Annotated in this window: 19 protein-coding genes; 7 read left to right on the top strand and 12 right to left on the bottom strand. The window is 65.2% G+C overall.

The window, feature by feature from the left end; translation table 11 throughout:
• Positions 1 to 12 precede the first annotated feature (12 nt).
• The 4 genes from sdhA to A1D30_RS21890 form a co-directional block, all read right to left on the bottom strand.
• Positions 13 to 1,818, bottom strand: coding sequence for a succinate dehydrogenase flavoprotein subunit (sdhA, locus tag A1D30_RS21905; RefSeq protein WP_063462848.1), 1,806 nt, complete (start codon positions 1,816 to 1,818; stop codon positions 13 to 15).
• A 29-nt stretch (positions 1,819 to 1,847) separates the two neighbouring features.
• Entirely contained in the window at positions 1,848 to 2,213 is a 366-nt protein-coding gene (gene sdhD, locus A1D30_RS21900; RefSeq protein WP_063462847.1) for a succinate dehydrogenase, hydrophobic membrane anchor protein, read from the bottom strand.
• 65 nt (positions 2,214 to 2,278) lie between these two features.
• Complete coding sequence (sdhC, locus tag A1D30_RS21895; protein ID WP_063462846.1) at positions 2,279 to 2,713, bottom strand: succinate dehydrogenase, cytochrome b556 subunit; 435 nt, start codon at positions 2,711 to 2,713, stop codon at positions 2,279 to 2,281.
• 134 nt (positions 2,714 to 2,847) lie between these two features.
• Entirely contained in the window at positions 2,848 to 3,636 is a 789-nt protein-coding gene (locus A1D30_RS21890; RefSeq protein WP_063462845.1) for a GntR family transcriptional regulator, read from the bottom strand.
• A gap of 227 nt (positions 3,637 to 3,863) precedes the next feature.
• On the opposite strand from A1D30_RS21890, the gene A1D30_RS21885 reads away from it, so the two are divergent.
• The 6 genes from A1D30_RS21885 to sbmA all read left to right on the top strand — a co-directional run bounded on the left by A1D30_RS21885 (position 3,864) and on the right by sbmA (position 13,448).
• Positions 3,864 to 4,850 carry a malate dehydrogenase gene (locus A1D30_RS21885; RefSeq protein ID WP_063462844.1) on the top strand — a complete coding sequence of 329 codons (987 nt, stop codon included), beginning with the start codon at positions 3,864 to 3,866 and terminating at the stop codon, positions 4,848 to 4,850.
• An 18-nt stretch (positions 4,851 to 4,868) separates the two neighbouring features.
• The gene (locus A1D30_RS21880) at positions 4,869 to 5,963 is read left to right on the top strand and encodes an aldolase/citrate lyase family protein (RefSeq protein WP_242421993.1); all 1,095 of its coding nucleotides are present in this window, start codon (positions 4,869 to 4,871) and stop codon (positions 5,961 to 5,963) included.
• A 35-nt stretch (positions 5,964 to 5,998) separates the two neighbouring features.
• A complete protein-coding gene (locus A1D30_RS21875) occupies positions 5,999 to 6,655 on the top strand; it encodes a hypothetical protein (protein WP_063462843.1) in 657 nt (218 codons plus the stop codon).
• A 129-nt stretch (positions 6,656 to 6,784) separates the two neighbouring features.
• Complete coding sequence (gene acnB, locus A1D30_RS21870; protein ID WP_063462938.1) at positions 6,785 to 9,385, top strand: bifunctional aconitate hydratase 2/2-methylisocitrate dehydratase; 2,601 nt, start codon at positions 6,785 to 6,787, stop codon at positions 9,383 to 9,385.
• Between the two features lie 197 nt (positions 9,386 to 9,582).
• A complete protein-coding gene (locus tag A1D30_RS21865) occupies positions 9,583 to 12,141 on the top strand; it encodes an ankyrin repeat domain-containing protein (RefSeq protein ID WP_063462842.1) in 2,559 nt (852 codons plus the stop codon).
• A gap of 317 nt (positions 12,142 to 12,458) precedes the next feature.
• A complete protein-coding gene (sbmA, locus tag A1D30_RS21860) occupies positions 12,459 to 13,448 on the top strand; it encodes a peptide antibiotic transporter SbmA (protein ID WP_063462841.1) in 990 nt (329 codons plus the stop codon).
• 13 nt (positions 13,449 to 13,461) lie between these two features.
• Here the strand turns inward: sbmA and A1D30_RS21855 are convergent, their stop codons facing one another.
• From A1D30_RS21855 to cyoA, 7 genes are read right to left on the bottom strand one after another with little or no spacing between them, the layout of a single operon-like run.
• Positions 13,462 to 14,025: a response regulator transcription factor gene (locus A1D30_RS21855; protein WP_063462840.1), complete on the bottom strand. Its 564-nt coding sequence runs from the start codon at positions 14,023 to 14,025 to the stop codon at positions 13,462 to 13,464.
• 30 nt (positions 14,026 to 14,055) lie between these two features.
• Positions 14,056 to 15,396 (bottom strand): ATP-binding protein, encoded by a 1,341-nt coding sequence (locus A1D30_RS21850; protein WP_063462839.1) that lies wholly within the window; start codon positions 15,394 to 15,396, stop codon positions 14,056 to 14,058.
• Positions 15,393 to 16,211, bottom strand: a complete 819-nt coding sequence (locus A1D30_RS21845; protein ID WP_082836577.1) for an SURF1 family protein — start codon at positions 16,209 to 16,211, stop codon at positions 15,393 to 15,395. The genes A1D30_RS21850 and A1D30_RS21845 overlap by 4 nt, the downstream gene beginning before the upstream one ends.
• Positions 16,211 to 16,642, bottom strand: a complete 432-nt coding sequence (cyoD, locus tag A1D30_RS21840) for a cytochrome o ubiquinol oxidase subunit IV (RefSeq protein WP_063462837.1) — start codon at positions 16,640 to 16,642, stop codon at positions 16,211 to 16,213. Before cyoD ends, A1D30_RS21845 begins: the two co-directional genes overlap by 1 nt.
• Positions 16,643 to 17,287, bottom strand: a complete 645-nt coding sequence (cyoC, locus tag A1D30_RS21835; RefSeq protein WP_063462836.1) for a cytochrome o ubiquinol oxidase subunit III — start codon at positions 17,285 to 17,287, stop codon at positions 16,643 to 16,645. It abuts the gene before it with no gap.
• On the bottom strand, positions 17,280 to 19,289 hold the full coding sequence (gene cyoB, locus A1D30_RS21830; protein ID WP_082836576.1) for a cytochrome o ubiquinol oxidase subunit I: 2,010 nt from the start codon (positions 19,287 to 19,289) through the stop codon (positions 17,280 to 17,282). Before cyoB ends, cyoC begins: the two co-directional genes overlap by 8 nt.
• A gap of 24 nt (positions 19,290 to 19,313) precedes the next feature.
• Positions 19,314 to 20,378, bottom strand: a complete 1,065-nt coding sequence (gene cyoA / locus A1D30_RS21825; protein WP_063462834.1) for a ubiquinol oxidase subunit II — start codon at positions 20,376 to 20,378, stop codon at positions 19,314 to 19,316.
• Positions 20,379 to 20,621: 243 nt separating this feature from the next.
• On the opposite strand from cyoA, the gene A1D30_RS21820 reads away from it, so the two are divergent.
• On the top strand, positions 20,622 to 21,962 hold the full coding sequence (locus A1D30_RS21820; RefSeq protein WP_063462833.1) for an MFS transporter: 1,341 nt from the start codon (positions 20,622 to 20,624) through the stop codon (positions 21,960 to 21,962).
• A gap of 130 nt (positions 21,963 to 22,092) precedes the next feature.
• Here A1D30_RS21820 and tolA read toward each other — a convergent pair whose 3' ends face one another.
• Positions 22,093 to 23,055, bottom strand: coding sequence for a cell envelope integrity protein TolA (gene tolA, locus A1D30_RS21815; RefSeq protein WP_063462832.1), 963 nt, complete (start codon positions 23,053 to 23,055; stop codon positions 22,093 to 22,095).
• Between the last annotated feature and the right edge of the window lie 2 nt (positions 23,056 to 23,057).

Raw genomic sequence — 23,057 nt, 5'->3', positions numbered from 1 at the left:
TGGGGCTACTGTTTAGAACGTCCGGACCTTGGGCGGCACGCTGTCCACCGTCAGGGGCTTGAGGTTCACTGGCTTGTAGGTCAGGCTGTTGTCGGCGCTGTGCCAGAGGGTGTGCTTCATCCACTCGGCGTCGTTGCGGCCCAGCGGTGCCGTGGGGTGGTCGGCAGGCTGTTCGTAGTCGTACACCGTGTGGGCGCCACGGCATTCCTTGCGGGCTGCGGCCGACACCATCGTGGCCTGGGCCACTTCGATCAGGTTGTCCACTTCCAGCGCTTCGATGCGCGCGGTGTTGAACACCTTGGACTTGTCCTGCAGCGTGACACCGGCCACGCGGGTGCGCAGCTCGGCAATCTTCTTGACGCCTTCGTCCATGCTGGCCTGGGTGCGGAACACGCCAGCGTGTTGCTGCATGGCGGCGCGGATGTCGCCCGCCAGGGCCTGCGAGTAGGTGCCGCCGGTGGATTTGTCGAGCTGGTTCAGGCGCTCCAGCGTGCGGTCGGCCGCATCGGCTGGCAGGGGCTTGTGCTCCTTGTTCTTGTTGTTGAACTCGACGATGTGGCGGCCAGCGGCCTTGCCGAACACCAGCAGGTCCAGCAGCGAGTTGGTGCCCAGGCGGTTGGCGCCGTGCACGCTCACGCAGGAGCATTCGCCCACTGCATACAGGCCGTTGACCACCTTGTTGCTCGTGCCGTCGTGCGTGACGACCTGGCCGTTGATGTTGGTGGGCACGCCACCCATCTGGTAGTGGATGGTGGGCACCACAGGGATCGGTTCCTTGGTGATGTCCACATTGGCGAAGTTGACGCCGATTTCGTACACCGAGGGCAGGCGCTTGTGGATGGTGTCGGCGCCCAGGTGGTCGAGCTTGAGCAGCACGTAGTCCTTGTTGGGGCCGCAGCCACGGCCTTCCTTGATTTCCTGGTCCATCGAGCGGGACACGAAATCGCGGGGGGCCAGGTCCTTCAGCGTGGGCGCATAGCGCTCCATGAAGCGTTCACCGTTGCTGTTGAGCAGGATGGCGCCTTCGCCACGGCAGCCTTCGGTCAGCAGCACGCCCGCGCCGGCCACGCCGGTGGGGTGGAACTGCCAGAACTCCATGTCCTGCAGCGGGATGCCGGCACGTGCGGCCATGCCCAGGCCGTCACCGGTATTGATGAAGGCGTTGGTCGATGCGGCGAAGATGCGGCCTGCACCACCGGTGGCCAGCAGCACGGTCTTGGCTTCCAGGATGTACAGGTCGCCGGTTTCCATTTCGAGGGCCGTTACGCCCACCACGTCGCCGTCGGCGTCGCGGATCAGGTCCAGAGCCATCCACTCGACGAAGAAGTTCGTCTTGGCCTTCACATTCTGCTGGTACAGCGTGTGCAGCATGGCGTGGCCGGTGCGGTCGGCTGCGGCGCAGGCGCGTTGCACGGGCTTTTCACCGTAGTTGGCGGTGTGGCCGCCAAAGGGGCGCTGGTAGATGGTGCCGTCAGGGTTGCGGTCGAACGGCATGCCAAAGTGTTCCAGCTCATACACCACGTTGGGTGCTTCGCGGCACATGAACTCGATGGCGTCCTGGTCGCCCAGCCAGTCAGAGCCCTTGATGGTGTCGTAGAAGTGGTAGTGCCAGTTGTCCTCGCTCATGTTGCCCAGCGATGCGGACACGCCACCCTGGGCCGCCACGGTGTGCGAGCGGGTGGGGAACACTTTGGACAGCGAGGCCACGTTCAGGCCTGCGCGGGAGAGTTCAAGCGCGGCGCGCATGCCGGAGCCGCCGGCCCCGACGATGACGACGTCGAATTTGCGCTTGGTGATGTTAGCGTTGGTGTAGCTCATTGTTGTTTGCCTTCAGTCGCGGGGATCAATCAGAGACGCCACAGAACCTGGATACCCCAGCCGGCGCAGCCGACCAGCCAGACGATGGTGAACACCTGCAGTGCCAGGCGCAGACCCACGGGCTTGATGTAATCCATCAGAACTTCGCGCACACCGACCCAGGCGTGCCAGGCCAGCGAAATGATCACGGTGAAGGTCAGCACCTTCATCCACTGGGCCGAGAAGATGCCGGCCCATTTGTCGTAGCCGATGGGGCCCTTGGAGAAGATCACCTGGGCCAGCAGCGCCAGGGTGAAGAGAGCCATCAGGACTGCCGTGACGCGCTGGCTGAGCCAGTCGCGCAGGCCATAGTGGGCGCCGACGACGACGCGTTTGGAACCGTAATTGACGGACATGGATGTATTCCTCTTGTTGTGTGGGGCACTGGGAGGCAGCGGCCGCTGCCTTGTATGGAGACCGATCAGTACAGGCCGAACAGCTTGGCGCCCAGCACCAGGGCCAGGGCGATGCTCACGGCAAACACGGAGAGGGCCGAGGTCTTGCCGAACTGCTTGTTCACGGCGCTGTGGCTTACATCCATCCACAGGTGGCGCAGGCCGGCGCAGAAATGGTGCAGGTACGACCAGATCAGCGCCAGGGCCACGAGCTTGATGAACCAGCCGGGCACGAAGCCGATGCCGATGTTGAAGGCCGCCGAGAATCTGGCGAACGAGATTTCGGACGACACCGAGGTGTCAAACATCCAGATGATGAAAGGCAACAGCAGGAACATGATCAGCCCGCTGGCGCGGTGCAGGATCGAGACCCATGCCGCAGGGGTCATGCGGTAGGTGGTGAGGTCCTTGAAGGCATTGATGTTGCGGAATTCAGGCCGTTTTTTGGCAAGCTCGGTCATGTTGAGTGCTTTCGTGGATGTAACTTCTTTGTAATTCGGAGATGCAAAGAACGCAAAATTCTATTGCAACGCAACAATGAGGGGTTTGACCCCATCGGAATTTTCGACGTGTTTGCTCGGGTGCCAGCTTGTTGTCAGTTCAGTTCGTTACGGTAATGGTGGGTGTCGGTGAGGTAAAGCCCACGGCGTAACTCCATGGGAACATCGTTGTAGGTGTAGGCAATCCGCTCCACGCTCAGAAGTGGCGTGACGGGGGTGATCTGCAGCAGCTGGGCCTGCTCTTCGTCGGGTAGCACGGCGCGGATTTTTTCTTCGGCCCGCACCATGCGCACGCCAAAATCCAGCTCGAACATGGCGTAGGTCGGCCCCTGATAGTTGGCCAACTGCTCGGCTGTGAGGCCTTTGAAGGCCTGCCCGGGCAGCCAGATGTCTTCGAGGATGGTGGGCACCCCGGCAAACGACAGGATGCGCTTGGCCTGCATCACGGCGTCGCCGCTGCGCAGGGCCAGGGTGCGCGCCACATCGGCGCTGGCGCGCACGCGGCGGCAATCGATCACGCGGCGCTGGGCCGGGCCTTCGACCCGGGCGTCGCCGGTGTCGGGCAGCAGCTTCAGGAAGCGGTATTGCACATGCTGCTCGGCGTGGGTGGCAACAAACGTGCCTTTGCCCTGGCGGCGCATCACGAGGTTTTCTGCCGCCAGTTCGTCGATGGCCTTGCGCACCGTGCCCTGGCTCACCCGAAAGCGTGCAGCCAGCTCCATCTCGCTGGGGATCGCTTCGCCGGGTTTCCACTCGCCTTGCTGCAGGCTTTGCAGGATCAGGCCCTTGATCTGCTGGTACAGCGGGCTGAACGCCGGCGTGGTGGCGCCCGCTGCGCCAGAGGGCGTGGCGGGGGTGTCGGCGGCGAACGGCAGGGATGACATGGCGGGGTGGCGCGTGGTTGGTGGTGTGGCGCACCGGTTGCCACATGACAACCGGACGACAAACGGGTTGCAATCATATCTTATATAAGACATAAGACAAATTGACCGGGGCGTCCAATCGGGGGTAAACTCCAAGGCTGTTTTGCGGGGCACGGGCTGCTGGTAACAGGCGCTGGTGCTTGCGTTGCACACACACCTGTTTTCCTTACTTCCCTGGAGTTCTCACCATGAGCAAGAAGCCTGTTCGCGTCGCCGTCACCGGTGCCGCTGGTCAAATCGGTTACGCCCTGCTGTTCCGTATCGCCTCCGGCGAAATGCTGGGCAAGGACCAGCCGGTCATTCTTCAGCTGCTTGAAGTCCCTGTTGAAGGCCCTCAAAAAGCGCTCAAGGGCGTGATGATGGAACTGGACGACTGCGCATTCCCGCTGCTCGTCGAAATGACCGCGCACAGCGACCCCATGACCGCCTTCAAGGACGCCGACTACGCCCTGCTGGTGGGTTCGCGCCCACGTGGCCCCGGCATGGAACGTGCCGAGCTGCTGGCTGTCAACGGCGCCATCTTCACGGCACAGGGCAAGGCCCTGAACGCCGTGGCTTCGCGCAACGTGAAGGTGCTGGTCGTTGGCAACCCCGCCAACACCAACGCCTACATCGCCATGAAGTCGGCCCCTGACCTGCCACGCAAGAACTTCACCGCCATGCTGCGCCTGGACCACAACCGCGCTGCCAGCCAGATCGCTGCCAAGACCGGCAAGGCTGTGGCCGACATCGAAAAGCTGACCGTCTGGGGCAACCACTCGCCCACGATGTACGCCGACTACCGCTTCGCCACCATCAACGGCGAAAGCGTCGCCAAGATGATCAACGACCAGGAATGGAACGCCAACACCTTCCTGCCCACCGTGGGCAAGCGCGGCGCTGCCATCATCGAAGCCCGTGGCCTGTCTTCGGCTGCCTCGGCTGCCAATGCTGCCATTGACCACATGCGTGACTGGGCCCTGGGCACCAACGGCAAGTGGGTCACCATGGGCATCCCATCGGACGGCCAGTACGGCATCCCCAAGGACACCATGTTCGGCTTCCCCGTCACCTGCGAAAACGGCGAGTACAAGATCGTCGAAGGCTTGGAGATCGATGCGTTCTCGCAAGAGTGCATCAACAAGACGCTGGCCGAACTGCAAGGCGAGCAAGACGGCGTCAAGCACCTGCTGTAAACAAGCCTGGTGAACCCCATGCAGCCGACGCCCCTGGCATCGGGCCTTCGGGCCGCCCCGGTCCCCGCGCAGGGGCAGGGCGCTGCGCTTTCTTCTTCTGCCCTGCCTTCCGGCAGCGTGCATCCCCGGGATGTGCTGCTGGGTGCGCAGGCGCAGACCGGATTCTTGCCCGTGTGCGACCACTACAGCGGTGTGGAAGCACGCATGCGCAAAAGCCTGCAGCTGCAGGCCGAGATGGCGCAGGAGATGGGCGCCTGCGTCTTTGACGTGACCCTGGATTGTGAAGACGGTGCCCCGGTCGGTTTCGAGTCCGGCCATGCGCGGCTTGTGGCCAGCCTGGCGCTGGGTGCCGCGCCCACGGCCCGGGTCGCCGCCCGCGTGCATGCGGTGGACCACCCGGCATTTGCCAATGATGTCGCCACGATCGCAGGCGAAGCAGGCCACAGGCTCTGCCACATCATGGTGCCCAAGGTCGAATCCGTGGACGACGTGCTGCAGGTGGAGCGTGCGCTGGAGCGCGCCTCGGCACCCCAGCTTCCCATCCACGTGCTGATCGAGTCGCCCGCTGCCGTGCACCGGGCCTTCGAGATTGCCGCCCACCCCCGCGTGCAGAGCCTGAGCTTTGGCCTCATGGACTTTGTGTCGGCCCATGGCGGGGCGATTCCGGCCCAGGGCATGACCTCGGTCGGGCAGTTTGCGCACCCACTGGTGGTGCGCGCCAAGCTGGAGATTGCTGCTGCCTGCCATGCCCACGGCAAGGTGCCCTCGCATTGCGTGGTGACCGAGTTTTCTGACACCGTGGCCATGCAGGGTGCAGCCCGCCGTGCTGCGCAGGAGCTGGGCTACACCCGCATGTGGAGCATCCACCCCGCGCAGATCCGCCCCATCCTGCAGGCCTTTGCGCCGCAGCAGGACGACATTGACAATGCTTCAAAAATAATAGCGGCCGCCGCTCAGGCTGATTGGGCTCCCATCAGCTTTGAAGGTGTGCTGCATGACCGTGCCAGTTACCGTTTCTACTGGCAGATCCTTGAGCGCGCCCACCACACCGGGCGCGCGCTTCCCCCGTCTGTGCGCCCCTGGTTTGGCGCATCGGCGGCTGTTCCATCGTGAACCACCTTCCTGAACACCCCTACGCAGGACCCTCCATGAAATCCATCATTGCCTCCGCCCTCCTGTTGCTGGCCCCGGCCATCGCCCTGGCCCAAACCGCGTCGGCCCAGTCGGCAGCCAAGTCCGAAAGCAAGGCTGCTGCAGCCAAGCCCGCCGCAAAACCGGCTCCCAAGACGGCCGCCAAGTCCGAGGCCAAGCCCACCAAGGCTGCAGCCAAGGACCCAGTGGCCAAGAAGGCCGCAGTGGCTAAGGCCGAGCCCACCAGCAGCCGCACCCAGCTGAAAAGCGCCACCAACCAGGTGGCAGCGGGCATCATTGCTGCAGAAGCGGCCCTCTCGCCCGCCGAGCTGGCCATCGCCGAACGCGTGCACACGGGCCGCATGCCCTGCGAGCTGGGGGCTTTTGTCACGGTGACGGCCGACCCCGCCACGCCCGGCCACTTCCATGTGGAAGGCAAGGGCTTCAAGTACTTCATGTCGCCCGTGGCCACGACCACCGGCACGGTGCGCCTGGAAGACCAGAAGGGCGGCGCCGTCTGGCTGCAGATCGCCAACAAGTCCATGCTGATGAACCAGAAGCTCGGCCAGCGCCTGGCCGATGAATGCATGAGCGCCGAGCAGGTGGTGGTGGCCGAAGCCATCAAGAAGAACCCCCCTGTGAGTGTTCTGGAACCCCTGCCTGCGGCCAAGTAGCCCGCTCGCTTTTTTGCGCCACTGCCCCCGAGAAATCCACGACCCCCTTGTGTGTGCTGGCGTGAGGGCCCTTGATGCCCTTGCAGCCCGGCACACCGCCCCACTTTAGAACGCAACCGGAGAAAAATGATGTTGAAAGCCTACCGTGACCATGTGGCCGAGCGTGCCGCCCTGGGCATCCCGCCGCTGCCGCTGGATGCCAAGCAAGTGGCCGAACTGATCGAACTGATCAAGAACCCACCCGCTGGCGAAGACGCCTTCCTGCTGGACCTGCTCACGCACCGCGTGCCTCCGGGTGTGGACGACGCTGCCAAGGTCAAGGCCAGCTTCCTGGCCGCTGTGGCGCACGGCGACGTGAAGGTGGGCCTGATCTCCAAGTCCAAGGCCACCGAGCTGCTGGGCACCATGGTGGGCGGCTACAACGTGCACCCCCTGATCGAGCTGCTGGACGATGCCGAAGTGGCTGGTGTGGCCGCCGACGCGCTCAAGAAGACGCTGCTGATGTTCGACTTCTTCAATGACGTCGCCACCAAGGCCAAGGCAGGCAATGCCAAGGCGCAGGAAGTGATGCAGAGCTGGGCCAACGCCGAGTGGTTCACCTCGCGCCCTGAAGTGGAAAAGAAGATCACCGTCACCGTGTTCAAGGTGCCCGGCGAGACCAACACCGACGACCTGTCGCCCGCGCCCGATGCCTGGAGCCGTCCCGACATCCCGCTGCACTACCTGGCCATGCTCAAGAACACCCGTCCCGACGCGGCATTCAAGCCCGAGGAAGACGGCAAGCGCGGCCCCATGCAGTTCATCGACGACCTGAAGAAGAAGGGCCACCTGGTCGCCTACGTGGGTGACGTGGTCGGTACCGGTTCTTCGCGCAAGTCGGCCACCAACTCCATCGTCTGGGCCACGGGCCAGGACATCCCCTTTGTGCCCAACAAGCGCTTTGGTGGCGTCACGCTGGGCGGCAAGATCGCTCCCATCTTCTTCAACACGCAGGAAGACTCGGGCTCGCTGCCCATCGAAGTGGACGTGTCCAAGCTGGAAATGGGCGACGTGATCGACGTGCTGCCCTACGACGGCAAGATCGTGAAGGACGGCGCCACCGTGGCCGAGTTCCAGCTCAAGAGCGATGTGCTGTTTGACGAAGTGCGCGCCGGCGGCCGCATCAACCTGATCATCGGCCGCTCGCTGACAGCCAAGGCCCGCGAATTCCTGGGCCTGCCAGCGTCTACCGCGTTCCGTCTGCCCACCGCTCCCGTGGCGACGAATGCAGGCTTCACGCTGGCGCAGAAGATGGTCGGCCGTGCCGTCGGCCTGCCCGAAGGCCAGGGCGTGCGCCCCGGTACCTACTGCGAACCCAAGATGACTACCGTGGGCTCGCAAGACACCACCGGCCCGATGACCCGCGACGAGCTGAAGGACCTGGCCTGCCTGGGCTTCTCGGCCGATCTGGTCATGCAATCGTTCTGCCACACGGCCGCCTACCCCAAGCCTGTGGACGTGAAGACGCACCGCGAGCTGCCAGCGTTCATCTCCAACCGTGGTGGCGTGGCCCTGCGCCCTGGCGACGGCGTGATCCACAGCTGGCTCAACCGCCTGCTGCTGCCCGACACCGTGGGCACCGGCGGTGACTCGCACACGCGTTTCCCCATCGGCATTTCGTTCCCCGCAGGCTCCGGTCTGGTGGCCTTCGGTGCCGCCACGGGCGTGATGCCCCTGGACATGCCCGAATCCATCCTGGTGCGCTTCAAGGGTGACATGCAGCCCGGCGTGACCCTGCGCGACCTGGTGCACGCGATCCCGCTGTACGCCATCAAGGCCGGTCTGCTGACCGTGGCCAAGGCTGGCAAGATCAACGCCTTCTCCGGCCGCATCCTGGAAATCGAAGGCTTGCCAGACCTCAAGGTTGAGCAGGCATTCGAGCTGTCTGACGCATCGGCCGAGCGCTCTGCCGCTGGCTGCACGATCAAGCTCAACCCCGAGCCGATCAAGGAATACCTGACCTCGAACATCGTTCTGATGAAGAACATGATCGCCGACGGTTATGCCGACGCCAAGACGCTGCAGCGCCGCATCGAGAAGGTCGAAGCCTGGCTGGCCAAGCCCGACCTGCTCGAAGCCGACAAGGACGCCGAATACGCTGCCGTGATCGAGATTGACCTGGCCGATATCAAGGAACCCATCGTCTGCTGCCCGAACGATCCGGACGACGCCAAGTTCCTGTCCGAAGTGTCGGGCACCAAGATCGATGAAGCCTTCATCGGTTCGTGCATGACCAACATCGGCCACTTCCGCGCCGCAGCCAAGTTGCTGGGCGGCCAGCGCGACATCCCCGTCAAGCTGTGGGTGGCACCACCCACCAAGATGGACGAGAGTGAGCTGATCAAGGAAGGCCACTACGCGGCGTTCGGCACGGCCGGTGCGCGCACCGAAATGCCCGGCTGCTCGCTGTGCATGGGCAACCAGGCCCAGGTGCGCGAGGGCGCGACGGTGATCTCCACCTCCACCCGCAACTTCCCCAACCGCCTGGGCAAGAACACCAACGTGTTCCTGGGCTCGGCCGAGCTGGCTGCCATCGCCTCGCGCCTGGGCTACCTGCCTTCGAAGGAAGAGTACCTGAAGGAAATGGGCGTGATCGACGCCGACAAGGCGAGCGTGTACCGCTACATGAACTTCGACCAGATCGAAGAATACGCAGAAGCCGCCAAGGGTGCGGCAGTCGCGTCCTGCTGACGCGCTGCGGATGCCCGGGCGGCGGTGTAGACCGCCTCCGGCCCCGACACAACGGCCCTTCGGGGCCGTTTTTTTTTGCTTCTGGGGCCGTTCTTCATCTTTTGGCACTGAAGGCAAAAATGTGACAGTCACGGTTTTGTCATGAAACCGTTCCTATGCTGCGGCCACAACAACAATAAAAAGAAAGAGAGGCTGGCATGGCATCCATGGTGGGTCGGGCGGGGGCGCTGCTTTTCAGTGCCGTGTTTGCGATCGGCTTTGGCCTCGGGGGTTACTGGGCGGGCCTGCGGCCGCTCGCGCAGACCCTGCAGGCGGCGTGGCAGGTGCGCAGCTGGGTGGCCCTGCCAGCGCAGGTGCTCCAGGCGGACCTGCGGCAGCGGCGGGGCAGTGAAGGGGGCATCACCTACGCGCTGCAGGCGCGTTACCGCTATGAATTCGGTGGTGCCCGCTACGAGGGCACGCAGGTGGGGCTCGACGCGCAAGGCGGGGCCGACAACCTGGGCGACTGGCAGCAGCAGTGGCACCGGCGGCTGCAGGAGGCGCAGTCGCGCAACCAGGCCATCACGGTCTGGGTGGACCCGGCCCAGCCATCCCGTTCTTTGATCGACCCGCACATCCGTTGGCCACTGCTGATGGTCCGGCTGCCGTTTGCATTTGTTTTCACCGGGGTGGGGCTGGTGGCGGCCTGGGCCTTTGTGTGGGTGCTGCTGGGGCGCGGCGGGGCGGCTGCGGCCCAACAGTCGCCTGAAGATGGCGCTTCGCAAGGGCCGGGCTTGGTGGCCAGCGCGCGCAGCTCCTTGCAGGGCACGGCCGCCACTGCATGGTTCTTTGCTTTGTTCTGGTGTGGCATCGCCTTCCCCATGGCGGGGGCGCTCTGGCCCGATCGGGGCGCGTCGGGGTGGGCCAAGGCCTTCATGGGGGTGTTTGTGGTGGTGGGGCTGATGCTGCTCTGCTTTGCCGCAGCCCAGACGCGCAAGGTGTGGCGCTACCGGGGCTCGGCGTTCACGGCCCTGCCACACCGGCCCCTGGCGGGGCGGGTGGTGGCCGTCACTCTGCGGCTGCCTGGCCGCGCGGCGGGGCAAGACGGTGCGCAGGCCCTGTGCTTGCGGCTTGCGCAGTACCGGGTGGACGAGTCCAGCTCGGGATCGCCCGAGCGGCTGGTGGAAGTGGTGGCGGCCAGCACCTCCCTACAACCCACCCCTGACGGTGGCCTGCACCTGTCGGCCCGTTTTGAACTGCCAGAGGACGCGCCCACCCACGGCGCGCAGCGGTCGGGGGAGCGTGTGGACTGGCGGGTGGAGCTGCAGCGGCCCGGCGGTACCCTGGAGCTTTCGTACGACCTGCAGGTGCAAGCAGCCCCATCGGCCCCATCGGCCCTGGCGGTATCCGCCCCCGACCGGTTTGACCGACGTGCGGCTTGGGGGCAGGAGTTGCCTGTGGCGCTGCCAGACAAGGCCCCCGCCGGGGATGACCACAGCGCCGCGCTGTGGCCCCAGGGTGTGCAGGTGCATGAGGCGCCCGACGCCTGGCAACTGCACTTTGCGCAGACGGGATGGCGCTGGGCCGCCGGGGTGGCGCTGGTTCTGCTGGGGCTGGAATGGGTCTTACAGGGCCGCGTGGGCGCGCAGGGCCTGGTGTTGCCACGCTCGCCCGGAGGGCTGGGCGTGATGGCGGTGCTGGTGGCGTTTGCGCTGCATGCCGCCACCCGGCGCTGGACGCTGTCCGTGAACGACGATGGTGTGCGCGTGCAGCGCAGCTCCTGGTGGTGGTCTTCGGTGCAATCCATTCCCGGCGAGGCCAGTCAGGCGCTGGTGCACAAGCTGCTGTACTCGACAGGCAGCGGGAGCAGCGAGCAGCGCTACCACGCGCTGTATGCGCGGCATGCCCGAGGGGGGCCGGTGCGGCTCACGCCGGGGCTCCGGGGCGCCGATGCTGCCGACGCGGTGGGGCGCGCCATCGCGCAGGCCTGGCAAGACCGGCGCGGCCGCTTTGCGCCCGGGGCGCTGCGGCACACCGCCGGTGACCACACACGCCCCGCGTGGGGCTGGCTCGTGGTGGCTGCCCTGCTGGCGGCGGCGCTGTGGGCGCCACGGGGTGCGCTGGAGGTGGGTGGCTCCCGCATGGGCGCAGTGCCTGCGCGGGCCTGGGCGCCAGCGGATGCCCAGCTGCTGGATGCGCAGAACACGGGCGATGCCTCCGCGTTGGAGCAGGCCCTGCGCGCTGGCGCCAACCCCAACCTGCTGGCCGACAACGGCTCGTCGGTGCTCATGCTCGCCTCGCACCGGGGGCAGATGGCGCATGTGGAGCTGCTTTTGCAGGCGGGCGCCACACCGGACCTGCGCCAGACCCAGAAAGACAGCGAGCGCGGCGACACGGCGCTGCTGCGGGCCTTCTATGGCGGCCACCTGCCCGTGGCGCAGCGGCTGGTGCAGGCCGGGGCCAGCCTGCAGGTGCGCAACCGCTGGGACTGGGGGCCCGTGCACATGGCGGCGCAAAGCGGCTGTGTGCCGTGCCTGCAATGGCTGGCCGAACAGGGGCAGGCCCTGGACGAACCCGCACCTGCAAGCTGGGGCGAAACCCCGGCTATGTTGGCGGCGGCCAAGGGCCGTGTGGAGGCGTTGCAGTGGATGCAGGCGCGTGGGGTGGACCTGGCCCGGCGCGACCGGCAGGGCCAGAGCGCGCAGGACTGGGCGCGGCAGCGCGGGCAGACTGAGGCCGAGCGCTGGCTGGCGGAGCACGGGGGGGCCCAACGGTAGGGCGCTTCGCACGGCGGAAGCACCCTCTGCACAAGCCCTGGCCGCACGGCGATGGCTGCGGGAAGACCCGGGGGCGGGCGCTGGCGGTCTCTGGGTAGTATTTGCTATTGTTTTTGAAGCGATGTTTGAGACCCATCGCGCGGTAGCGGCTATTTTTATCTATATTTTTGCAGCCTCCCTGCTCCGGCGTGCCGCACCGTACCCCGCCGCCCCGCGTGCGCCCTTGTCCAGTCTGGCAGCGGTCGCTGCGGAACGTTCGGGCCCGGTGGCTGTCAGAGCCGGGCGAACCTTTTCACCACCACAACACCCCGTCCACGATGTTCAAGTCCTTCTTTTTTGCCCGCCGCTGGTGGGCCTGGTCTGTTCTGGGCTCTGCCGTGATCCTGCTGGCCACGGCCTACCGCGTGCAGCTCGATGTGCAGATCAACGAATGGTTTGGCAGCTTTTACGACCTGATCCAGGAGGCGCTGGGCAAGCCCGGCAGCATCACCGCCGAGCAGTTCTGGGGCCAGCTCTCCACCTTCGCGCGCATCGCCATGATTTATGTGACGACGGCGGTGCTGGTGGACTTCTTCAGCAAGCATTACATCTTCCGGTGGCGGCAGGCGATGAACGAGCACTACATGGCCGCCTGGCCCCGGCTGCGGCACATCGAGGGCGCGGCCCAGCGTGTGCAGGAAGACACCATGCGCTTCGCCCGCACCATGGAAGACCTGGGTCTGAGCTTCATGCGCAGCCTCATGACGCTGGCGGCCTTTTTGCCGGTGCTGTGGGCGCTGTCGGACAAGATCACCGAACTGCCGCTGATCGGCGCCGTGCCCCACGCGCTGGTGTGGGTGGCGCTGGCCTGGTCGCTGGGCGGCACGCTGCTGCTGGCCTGTGTGGGCGTGAAGCTGCCGGGGCTGGAGTTTCACAACCAGCGCGTGGAGGCGGCCTACCGCAAGGAGCTGGTGCTGGGCGAGGACGACCCTGCGCGTGCTGCGCCGCCCACGGCGGCCGAGCTGTTTGCAGCCGTGCGGCGCAACTACTTCCGGCTCTTCTTCCACTACCTGTACTTCGACGTGGTGAAGTGGTCGTACCTGCAGGTGAGTGTGCTGGTGCCGCTGATCGCGCTTGGCCCCACGCTGATCGCAGGCGCCATCACGCTGGGTGTGATGCAGCAGATTGCGCGGGCGTTCGACAAGGTGCTGGAGTCGTTCCAGTTCCTGGTGCTCAACTGGAGCACGGTGGTGGAGCAGATCTCGATCTACAAGCGCCTGCGGGCGTTTGAGCGGCAGATGCTGGAGGCCACACCGGCCTCTGCGTAGAGCCGGTGGGGCGCTACCGCACCTGCTTCTTTTCGAGCTTGCGGGTGAGCGTGCGCCGGTGCATGCCCAGGCGCCGGGCCGCTTCCGACAGGTTGAAGCCGGTCTCGGCCAGCACCTCGTTGATGCGCTCCCACTCCAGCGTCTTGATGGAGCTGGAGCGGTTGGTCAGCTCCACCTCGGTGTTGCCTGCCTTGAGCCCGAAGGCCGCCTCGATGTCGTCGGTGTTGGAGGGCTTGGCCAGGTAGTGGCAGGCGCCCAGCTTCACGGCCTCCACCGCCGTGGCAATGCTGGCAAACCCCGTGAGCACCACGATGAGCATGTCGGCATCGGCCGCATGCAGCCGCTGCACGCAGGCCAGGCCCGAGGCATCGCCCTTGAGTTTCAGGTCCACCACGGCGTAGCCCGGTGTGTGGTCGGCCAGCAGGGCTTCCACCTCGGGCAGGCTGGCGGCCTGCAGCACGCGGTAGCCGCGCCGCTCGAACGAGCGCGTGAGCGTGCGCGCAAAGGCCTCGTCGTCTTCCACGATCAGCAGCAGGCGCCCGTCGTCGTCATCGTGTGCGTTGTCTTCGGTGTGCATGGCGGGTTGGAGCAAAAGACTCTCAGCCTCTCAGGTCTTGGTGCCGGGCAGGGCAACGGCTGCCAGCGGCAGCTCTATGGTCACTTGTGCCCCGCCCTCGGGCAGGTTGCGTGCCGCCACGCTGCCGCCCAGGGTGCGGGCCACATTGAGCACCAGGTACAGGCCCAGCCCGTGGCCGGGGCGGTTCTTGGTGGACTGGTACGGGGTTCCCAGTTTGGCCAGCATGTCGGGGGCAAAACCAGGGCCCCGGTCCGTCACGGTGATGTTCAGCACATCGGCATTGCGCGTGACGGCCAGGCGCACCCAGTCGGGCGAGGCGTCGCGGGCATTGTCCAGCACGTTGAAAACCATCTGCTGCAGTGTGGTGTCCGACACCATGGGCGTGTCGGCGCCAAACTGGTTGTCGTACTCGAACGTAGGCATCGAGCGGGTGCCGCGCCATTCGCGCGCCAGCGCATCGACAAAGGTGCACACGGTGGTCTGCACCGACTCCTCGCCACGCGCTTCGCCCGCCGACAGCAGGATGCCGCTCACGATGCTCTTGCAGCGCTGCACCTGGGCCTGCATCTCGCGGATGTCCTCTTGCAGCGGGTTGTTGTCGGCCAGGCGCTTGTCGTGCTGCCAGTCGCCCAGGATCACGGCCAGGGTGGACAGCGGCGTGCCCAGCTCGTGCGCCGCTCCCGAGGCCAGCAGCCCCATGCGCACGATGTGTTCTTCTTCCACGCGGCGGCGGCGGGCAGCGGCCAGGCGCGCGTCGCGCTCGCGCAGGTTCAGGTTGATGCGGGTGATGAACACCACCACCAGCGTGGCGTTGAGCACAAAACACACCAGCAGGCCCAGCACATACAGGCTGGAAAGCCCCTGGTGCAGGTCCTGCGGCAGCTCCAGCGGCAGGTGGTGCGTGGCCAGCACTGCAAAACACAGCAGCGTGATGACAACGATGGACCAGATATAGGCCCCGCGCAGCAGCACAGCGCCGATGGTGATCTGCAGCAGGTACAGGAAGACGAAGGGGTTGGTGGTGCCGCCGCTCAGGTACAGCTGTACGGTGAGTACGGCCACGTCGATCAGCAGGGCCAGGAACAGCTCAATGGTGCGCACCATGACCCCCGTGCGCAGCCGCAGCAGGCTCACCACGTTGAACATGGCCAGGCAGCCCACCACCAGCAGCATCTCGCGCAGCGGCAGGGTCAGGTTCAGGCTGTAGTGCGCCACCTCGATGGTGAATACCTGGCCCACCACGGCAATCCAGCGCAGCTCGATCAGCTGCTGCAGGTTCTTGATGCCCGCAGCCGCATCGGCCGCACGCGGGCTGCGCTGCTGTTGCTGCTGCGGCGTGGCGGTGGGTTCTGTGCGCGGGGTGGGTGTCATGGGCGGTGGCTGGCGGGCGGTTGGGCGCTGCGTGCATCGCGCAGGCGGCGCTCGTAGCGTGCCACATACCAGCCTGCGCCCGCAACCATGAGGGCCAGGCCATACCAGGTCAGTGCATAGACCAGATGGCTGTTGGAGAAGCGGACCACCGTCATGCCCGCGCGCGGCCAGCGGGTATCGGTAGCCGAGGTTGCAGAGCTACCCGGTGTCGGTGGCAACCCCGCGTCGATGAAGAATGGGGCAGCCTGGGGCAGCTGCAGCGCGCGGCCCATGGCGGCAATGTCGCGCGAATACCAGCGCTGCTCAGCGGGTGCATTGGTGCGCAGGAAGCCGCCGTCCGGCTCGCTCATGCGCAGCAGGCCCTGAATGGTGGCTGTGGTGGGGGCGGAGGCGGGCAGGGGCGTGGCCAGCCACTGGGCGCGCTGCTCCTGCGGCACAAAACCCCGGTTCACCAGCACCTGGGTGCCATCGGTCAGCTGCAGGGGCGTCATCACCCAGAAGCCCGAGCCCAGCTCGGTCAGGGCCTGGGCGAGCACGGTTTTCTCAGGCAACCACTGGCCCTGCGCGGTGACGGGCAGGTATTCGTGGCTGGCCGCGCTCACCTGGGGCCATTCGGGGCGCGGGGGCAGCGCCACGGGGGCTGCATGCACGCGCTGCTCCACGCGCTCGATCAGCGCGAGCTTCCAGGCACGGCGCTGCACCTGCCAGGTGCCCAGCGCGATAAAGCCCAAAAACAAGGCGATGCCCACCATTGCGAGCACCGCCTGGCGAAGCCGCCGAGCCTGGGGGCCCGGGGCTGTGGGGTGGGACGGCATCAGGGCGTCGAGTGGCCCGGCGCCTCATGCGTTGCGGGCGCGGGCGTGGGGTGCTCGGGCATCATGTTGGCGTTCATGTGGAACATCACCCACAGCGTGCCCGCGATGGCGATGGCCACGAACACCACGGTGAAGATGGTGGACAGCATGGTCCAGCCGCCTTCGACTTTGCCGTTCATGTGCAGGAAGTACACCATGTGCACCAGGATCTGCACCACGGCAAAAGCACCCAGCACCAGGATGGCGGTGTTGCGGTCGGCAATCACCTTGGCCATGACCAGCCAGAACGGGATGGCGGTGAGGATGACCGACAGCACAAAACCGATCGTGTAGTCGCGCAGGCTGCTGTGGGGGCCCACGTCGCCATGGTGGTCGTCATGGTCATCGTGGTGGTCATGTCCGGCATGTGCCGTGTGTTGTGCGGCGCTCATTTACAGCACTCCCATCAGGTAGACAAAGGTAAAGACGCCAATCCAGACCACGTCCAGAAAGTGCCAGAACATGGACAGGCACATCAGGCGGCGCTTGTTCTCGTGGATCAGGCCATGTTTGCCAATCTGCACCATCAGCACCACCAGCCAGATAAGGCCAAAGGTCACGTGCAGGCCGTGGGTGCCTACCAGCGTGAAGAAGGCCGACAGGAAGGCGCTGCGCTGGGGCGTGGCGCCCTGGTGGATCAGGTGGGCAAACTCATAGAGTTCGAGGCCCAGGAAGCACAGGCCAAAAAAGCCCGTCACGGCCAGCCATACCAGCGTGCCCTTCACGTCGTTCTGCTGCTTGCGCAGCATGGCAAAGCCGAAGGTGATGGACGACAGCAGCAGGAAGGCCGTGTTGATGGCCACCAGCGTCAGGTCAAACAGCTGCGCGCCCGTGGGGCCTGCCGCATAGCTGCGGCCCAGCACGCCATAGGTGGCAAACAGGGCGGCAAAGATGAGGCAGTCGCTCATCAGGTAGAGCCAGAAGCCCAGGGCCGTGCCGTTCTCGGGGTGCGGCTCGTGCGCGGGGTGGTATTGGCGCAGCGGCAGGGCGGCGCTTGCGGCGCCTGCCGCGCCAGGGGTGTAACGGATATCAGACATGGCTGGCGCGCAGTTGTTGGGTGCGGAGGTTTTCCGTCTCTGTCACTTCAGAGGCGGGAATGTAGAAGTCGCGCTTGTAGTTGAAGGTGTGGATGATGGACGCCAGGATCACGCCAGCGAACGACACACCCGCCAGCAGCCACATGTGCCAGATCAGCGCAAAACCCAGCACCAGCGACAGCACAGAGATCACCGCACCCGAGCCGGTATTGGCGGGCATGTGGATCGGTGCAAAGCCGGTGAGCGGGCGCTGGTAGCCGTGTTTCTTCATGTCCCACCAGGCATCGATCTCATGCACCACAGGCGTGAAGGCAAAGTTGTAGTTGGGCGGGGGCGACGAGGTGGCCCATTCCAGGGTGCGCGCATCCCAGGGGTCGCCTGTGTGGTCACGCAACTGGTCGCGCTTGAGGTAGCTCACCACGATCTGGATCAGGAAGCAGGCGATGCCCGCCGCAATCATCGCGGCGCCAATGGCGGCGATCACGAACCAGATCTGCAGCGATGGGTCTTCGAAGTGGTTGGCACGGCGCGTGACGCCCATCAGGCCCAGCACATACAGCGGCCCGAACGCCACCCAGAAGCCCACCACCCACAGCCAGAAGGAGCGCACGCCCCAGGTGCGGTCGAGCTTGTAGCCAAAGGCCTTGGGGTACCAGTAGTTGATGCCCGCGAACAGGCCGAACAACACGCCGCCGATGATCACGTTGTGGAAGTGGGCGATCAGGAACAGGCTGTTGTGCAGCACGAAGTCGGCCGGGGGCACGGCCAGCAGCACGCCGGTCATGCCGCCGATGGCGAACGTCACCATGAAGGCCACGGTCCACATCATGGGCAGCTCAAAGCGGATGCGGCCCTTGTACATGGTGAACAGCCAGTTGAAGATCTTCGCGCCCGTGGGGATCGAGATGATCATCGTCGTGATGCCGAAGAACGTGTTCACGCTGGCACCCGAGCCCATGGTGAAGAAGTGGTGCAGCCACACCAGGTACGACAGGATGGTGATCACCACCGTGGCGTAGACCATGGAGGTGTAGCCGAACAGGCGCTTCTTGCAGAACGTGGCCACCACTTCGGAGAAGATGCCGAAGCACGGCAGGATCAGGATGTAGACCTCGGGATGGCCCCAGATCCAGATCAGGTTCACGTACAGCATGGGGTTGCCGCCCAGGTCGTTCGTGAAGAAGTTGGTGCCTGCGTAGCGGTCCAGCGACATCAGCACCAGGGCAGCCGTCAGCACGGGGAACGACGCCACGATGAGCGCGTTGGTGCACAGGGCCGTCCAGGTGAAGACGGGCATGCGCATCAGGTTCATGCCAGGGGCGCGCATCTTGATGATGGTCACGATCAGGTTGATGCCCGACAGCGTCGTGCCCACCCCCGCGATCTGCAGCGCCCAGATGTAGTAATCGAGCCCCACGCCCGGGTTCTGCGCCCCCAGGTTCGAGAGCGCCAGCCAGCCTGCGGTGGAGAACTCGCCCAGGAACAGCGACACCATCACCAGCACGGCACCGGCAGTGGTCATCCAGAAGCTGAAGTTGTTCAGGAACGGGAAGGACACGTCGCGCGCGCCGATCTGCAGCGGCACGAGGTAGTTCATCAGGCCCGTGACCAGCGGCATCGCCACGAAGAAGATCATGATCACGCCGTGGGCGGTGAAGATCTGGTCGTAGTGGTGCGGCGGCAGGTAGCCCATGTTGTCGCCAAAGGCCATGGCCTGCTGCAGGCGCATCATCACGGCGTCGGCAAAGCCGCGCAGCAGCATCACCAGGCCCAGGATCATGTACATGATGCCGATGCGCTTGTGGTCGATGCTGCAGATCCAGTCACGCCAGAGCGTGCCCCAGAGCTTGAATTTGGTGATGCCGGCCATCACGGCCAGGCCGCCCAGCAGGGTGGCGATGAAGGTCCACAGCACGATGGGCTCATGCGCCATCGGTATGGAGTCCCAGGTGATTCGGCCCAGGGCCCAATGCGGTTCGGTTACAACGGGTGAGGTGGACATGTTCGTCAGTCTCTTATGCGCGGATCATTGGCGGGAGAGGGTGCGGTCGTAGACCGTGGCGTGGCGCGCTTCGAGGGCGGCCACCACCTGTGCGGCGTTGTCCACGGTGCAGACGTCCTGGGGCAGGTTCAGGCCCTGGGCCTTCATGTAGGCCTCGCCACCGCGCTCGTCGATGGACATCATGTGGTGCATGCACATCTTGCCGTCCTCGACGCAGCGGTTCAGCACCTTGTCGTACAGGCCGTCTTCCACACTGGCAAAACGCTGCACGGGGTCGCGCTCGCTGGGCTTGACCAAGTCCAGGTAGGCCTGGCGCGTGAGCGGCTTGCCTTCGGACTTGTTCCGGGCCACCCACTGGTCGAAGTCGCCCTGGCTCAGGCCATGGAACTTGAACGTCATGCCCGAGAAGCCGGAGCCGCTGTAGTGCGAGGACATGCCTTTGTACACACCGGGCTGGTTGATCACGGCGTTCAGCTCGGTCTGCATGCCTGGCATCGCGTAGATCATGCCGGCCAGATCGGGCACGTAGAACGCGTTCATGGTGGATGTGGCCGTGAGCTTGAACAGGATGGGGCGGTCCACCGGCGCGGCCAGCTCGTTCACCGTGGCGATGCCCAGTTCGGGGTAGAAGAACAGCCACTTCCAGTCCATAGCCACCACCTGCACCTCCAGCGGCGTGGACTGCGCATCCAGCGGCTTGGTGGCCGAGATGCGGTCCAGCGGGCGGTAGGGGTCGAGCTTGTGGGTGCCGATCCAGGTCAGCGCGCCCAGGGCGATGATGATCAAGAGGGGCACCGTCCAGATCACCAGCTCCAGCGAGGTGGAGTGGTGCCAGTCGGGGTCGTAGTCGTCTTCGGTGTTGGCGGTGTTGTTCTGGCGGTACTTCCAGGCAAACCACAGGGTCAGCGCAATCACCGGCACGATGATGATCAGCATCAGCAGCGTGGCCTGGATGACCATGTGCCCTTGCTGCGCAGCGATGTCGCCAGCGGGGTTGAGGACGACCGCCTTGCTGCAGCCAGCCAGGCTGCCCAGGGCAGCGATGGCGGCCAGCCAGGCGGGCACGCGGGAGAGGGATAGTTTTGGCATGTGGAAGCGCAATCGGAGCGTTTGATTACGGGTAAACGCGGATAACGAAGTGCCGCCGAATGTAATAGCCCTAGCGAATTTGTACATTGGACATTTTGTCCAAGGTCAAAGAGGGTTGCCCCAGCTTGGTGCGTTCTGGCCGCGTTGTCCTGCCCACACCCTGGTAAAACCGCACTTGTGGCTGGTTGGACTTGCGTGTAGAACGGTGTTGTCTTATTCACACAACGACAAGGAGCCTTGTTCATGAGCAGCCCCGCCTCTGCCACCTACCCTGCGGCCGGTTTTGAAGAAAGCCCCGCCTCTCTCTCGCGGGCTGATACGCATGAAGACGTCACCCCCAGCGAAATCGCTGTGGGCGTGATCATTGGACGTTCGTCCGAGTATTTCGACTTCTTCGTTTTCGGGATCGCTTGCGTTCTCGTCTTCCCGTCCTTTTTGTTCCCCTTCCTGTCGCGCCTGGACGGCACGCTGATGGGCTTTGCGCTGCTGGCGGTCGCTTTTGTCGTGCGCCCGGTGGGCACGGCCATCTCCATGGCCATCCAGCGGCGCTGGGGCCGGGCCACCAAGCTGACCGTTGCGCTCTTCCTGCTGGGCGTGTGCACGGTGGGCATGGCGTTTTTGCCCGGCTACAAGGATGTGGGCCTGACGGCCGTGGTGGCGCTGCTGATCCTGCGCATCGGCCAGGGGCTGGCGCTGGGCGGTTCGTGGGACGGCTTGCCATCGCTGCTGGCCATGTCGGCCCCCAAGGAGCGCCGGGGCTGGTACGCCATGATCGGTCAGCTGGGCGCACCGCTGGGGTTTGTGCTGGCGGCGGGCCTGTTTGCCTACCTGTACAGCAGCCTCTCCGTGCAGGAATTTCTGGCCTGGGGCTGGCGTTATCCCTTCTTTGTGGCCTTTGCCGTGAACGTGGTGGCCCTGTTTGCGCGCTTGCGCCTGGTGGTGGGGCAGTCGTACTCTGAGCTGCTCAAGGACCGGGAACTGCAGCCCGTGCCCGTGAGCCGCGTCATGCGCGACGAAGGCAGCAATGTGCTGCTGGGCGCGTTTGCGGCGCTGGCCAGCTTTGCGCTGTTCCACCTGGTCACCGTGTTCCCGCTGTCATGGATCACGCTGTATTCCGAGCAGCCCGTCACCCAGATCCTGGGCGTGCAGATCGTGGGCGCCTTTCTGGCCGCTGGCGCCATCATGGTGTCCGGCTGGCTGTCGGACCATCTGGGCCGCCGCAAGCTGCTGGGCGGCATGGCGGTGCTGATTGGCGTGTTCAGCTTCATGGCACCTGTGCTGCTCAACTCCGGCGAAGTGGGCAGCACCATGTTCCTGCTGCTGGGTTTTGTGCTGCTGGGCCTGTCGTATGGCCAGGCCTCCGGCACGGTGACGGCCAACTTCTCGCCCCAGTACCGCTACACCGGCGCCGCCCTGTCGGCCGACCTGGCCTGGATCATTGGCGCGGCCTTTGCGCCCCTGGTGGCCCTGTACCTGTCGGCCCAGTTCGGCCTGCTGGCCGTGACGGTGTACCTGCTGTCTGGCGTGGCCTGCACGCTGGGGGCGCTGAACCTGAACCGGCGCATGGAGCGCCGGGATCGGTAAAAGCCCGGGGGAATGGGCTCAGGTAATTTGCTATTTAATTGATAGCTGCTTGGGCTTGTCCATCAGGCGGTAGAGGCCAAAAGGGCTAAAAAATGCCCGGCTAGATGCCGGGCATTTTTGTTTTCGAGCCTCAGTCCTGCGGGCTGAATCCAATAATCAAAGAAGCTGGAGGAGCCCGCCCACCGATGTCTCGCGGCAAGGTTTCCGTTTTGTCTAGTGCGCGCAGCACGGCGTCGTCCCAGGCCTTGTTGCCACTTGGCCGTACGAGGCGTTTGCCTACGATGGTGCCGTCAGGCGACAGCCGCACCTCTACCTCAGCCCGTGGGTTGCCCGTGATCATGTCTGGGTACACGATATTGGGTTTCACTTTGGCGGACACCATGCCTCCATACGCACCCGACGGACCCGCACTGCGCTGGGCTGTGCCCGTGGCAGTTTCTGCCCCCGTGGCGCCCGCCATGCCCTGGATGCGGCGCATGTTGGCTTCGCGCTGTTCAGCCAGCTGCTTGGCTTCGGCATCGGCCTTGCGCTTGGCGGCTTCATCCGCCTTGCGTTTGTCTTCGGCCAGCTTCTTCTGCTTGTCCTGCTCGGCCTTCTTCTGCTCGGCCAGTTGCTTCTCGCGCTGTTCCTTGTCTTTTTCCTTTTGCAGGCGTTCTTTTTTCTCCTGCTCCAGGCGGTCCTTGCGCTCTTCGTCTTTGCGCTCGCGTTCGCGCTTCTCACGCTCCTGCTGCTGCTCGCGTGCTTTCTTTTCCTGCTCCAGGCGTTTCTTCTCGCGCTCGATGGCGATTTCGGCCTCGCGCGTGTCGGGCGGCTGCACGGCGCGCACGGGCGGCGGTGGCGGAGCAATCGGTTCTGGCGTGGGCGGTGGGGGTGGCGGCGCCGGGGGCTCCATGGCGCGCGCTGCGGCCTGGGTGGGTACGGCGGCCCACAGCTCGGCCTCTACGGCGGGTTGGTCGGCCGTGTTCTTCCAGTTCACACCCCAGGTGAGTGCGCCAATCAGCACCGCATGCACCAGCACCGCCAGCGTGATGGCGCGCAGGCGCGCCGGAGGACGGGGCGGGGCAAACTGGTCGCGGTCGGTGTGGGCTTGCATGG

The sequence above is a fragment of the Acidovorax sp. GW101-3H11 genome (assembly GCF_001633105.1).
Taxonomy (GTDB): Bacteria; Pseudomonadota; Gammaproteobacteria; order Burkholderiales; family Burkholderiaceae_C; genus Acidovorax.
This window is presented reverse-complemented; position numbering and strand designations above follow the sequence as displayed.

Coding starts and splice junctions, on each gene's coding strand:
- A1D30_RS21820 (WP_063462833.1), top strand. CDS start 20,622: ATGAGCAGCCCCGCCTCTGCCACCTACCCTGCGGCCGGTTTTGAAGAA.
- cyoB (WP_082836576.1), bottom strand. CDS start 19,289: ATGTCCACCTCACCCGTTGTAACCGAACCGCATTGGGCCCTGGGCCGA.
- A1D30_RS21885 (WP_063462844.1), top strand. CDS start 3,864: ATGAGCAAGAAGCCTGTTCGCGTCGCCGTCACCGGTGCCGCTGGTCAA.
- A1D30_RS21880 (WP_242421993.1), top strand. CDS start 4,869: ATGCAGCCGACGCCCCTGGCATCGGGCCTTCGGGCCGCCCCGGTCCCC.
- A1D30_RS21875 (WP_063462843.1), top strand. CDS start 5,999: ATGAAATCCATCATTGCCTCCGCCCTCCTGTTGCTGGCCCCGGCCATC.
- cyoD (WP_063462837.1), bottom strand. CDS start 16,642: ATGAGCGCCGCACAACACACGGCACATGCCGGACATGACCACCACGAT.
- cyoA (WP_063462834.1), bottom strand. CDS start 20,378: ATGCCAAAACTATCCCTCTCCCGCGTGCCCGCCTGGCTGGCCGCCATC.
- sbmA (WP_063462841.1), top strand. CDS start 12,459: ATGTTCAAGTCCTTCTTTTTTGCCCGCCGCTGGTGGGCCTGGTCTGTT.
- sdhA (WP_063462848.1), bottom strand. CDS start 1,818: ATGAGCTACACCAACGCTAACATCACCAAGCGCAAATTCGACGTCGTC.
- A1D30_RS21850 (WP_063462839.1), bottom strand. CDS start 15,396: ATGACACCCACCCCGCGCACAGAACCCACCGCCACGCCGCAGCAGCAA.
- sdhD (WP_063462847.1), bottom strand. CDS start 2,213: ATGTCCGTCAATTACGGTTCCAAACGCGTCGTCGTCGGCGCCCACTAT.
- A1D30_RS21890 (WP_063462845.1), bottom strand. CDS start 3,636: ATGTCATCCCTGCCGTTCGCCGCCGACACCCCCGCCACGCCCTCTGGC.
- cyoC (WP_063462836.1), bottom strand. CDS start 17,287: ATGTCTGATATCCGTTACACCCCTGGCGCGGCAGGCGCCGCAAGCGCC.
- A1D30_RS21855 (WP_063462840.1), bottom strand. CDS start 14,025: ATGCACACCGAAGACAACGCACACGATGACGACGACGGGCGCCTGCTG.
- A1D30_RS21865 (WP_063462842.1), top strand. CDS start 9,583: ATGGCATCCATGGTGGGTCGGGCGGGGGCGCTGCTTTTCAGTGCCGTG.
- acnB (WP_063462938.1), top strand. CDS start 6,785: ATGTTGAAAGCCTACCGTGACCATGTGGCCGAGCGTGCCGCCCTGGGC.
- sdhC (WP_063462846.1), bottom strand. CDS start 2,713: ATGACCGAGCTTGCCAAAAAACGGCCTGAATTCCGCAACATCAATGCC.
- A1D30_RS21845 (WP_082836577.1), bottom strand. CDS start 16,211: ATGCCGTCCCACCCCACAGCCCCGGGCCCCCAGGCTCGGCGGCTTCGC.
- tolA (WP_063462832.1), bottom strand. CDS start 23,055: ATGCAAGCCCACACCGACCGCGACCAGTTTGCCCCGCCCCGTCCTCCG.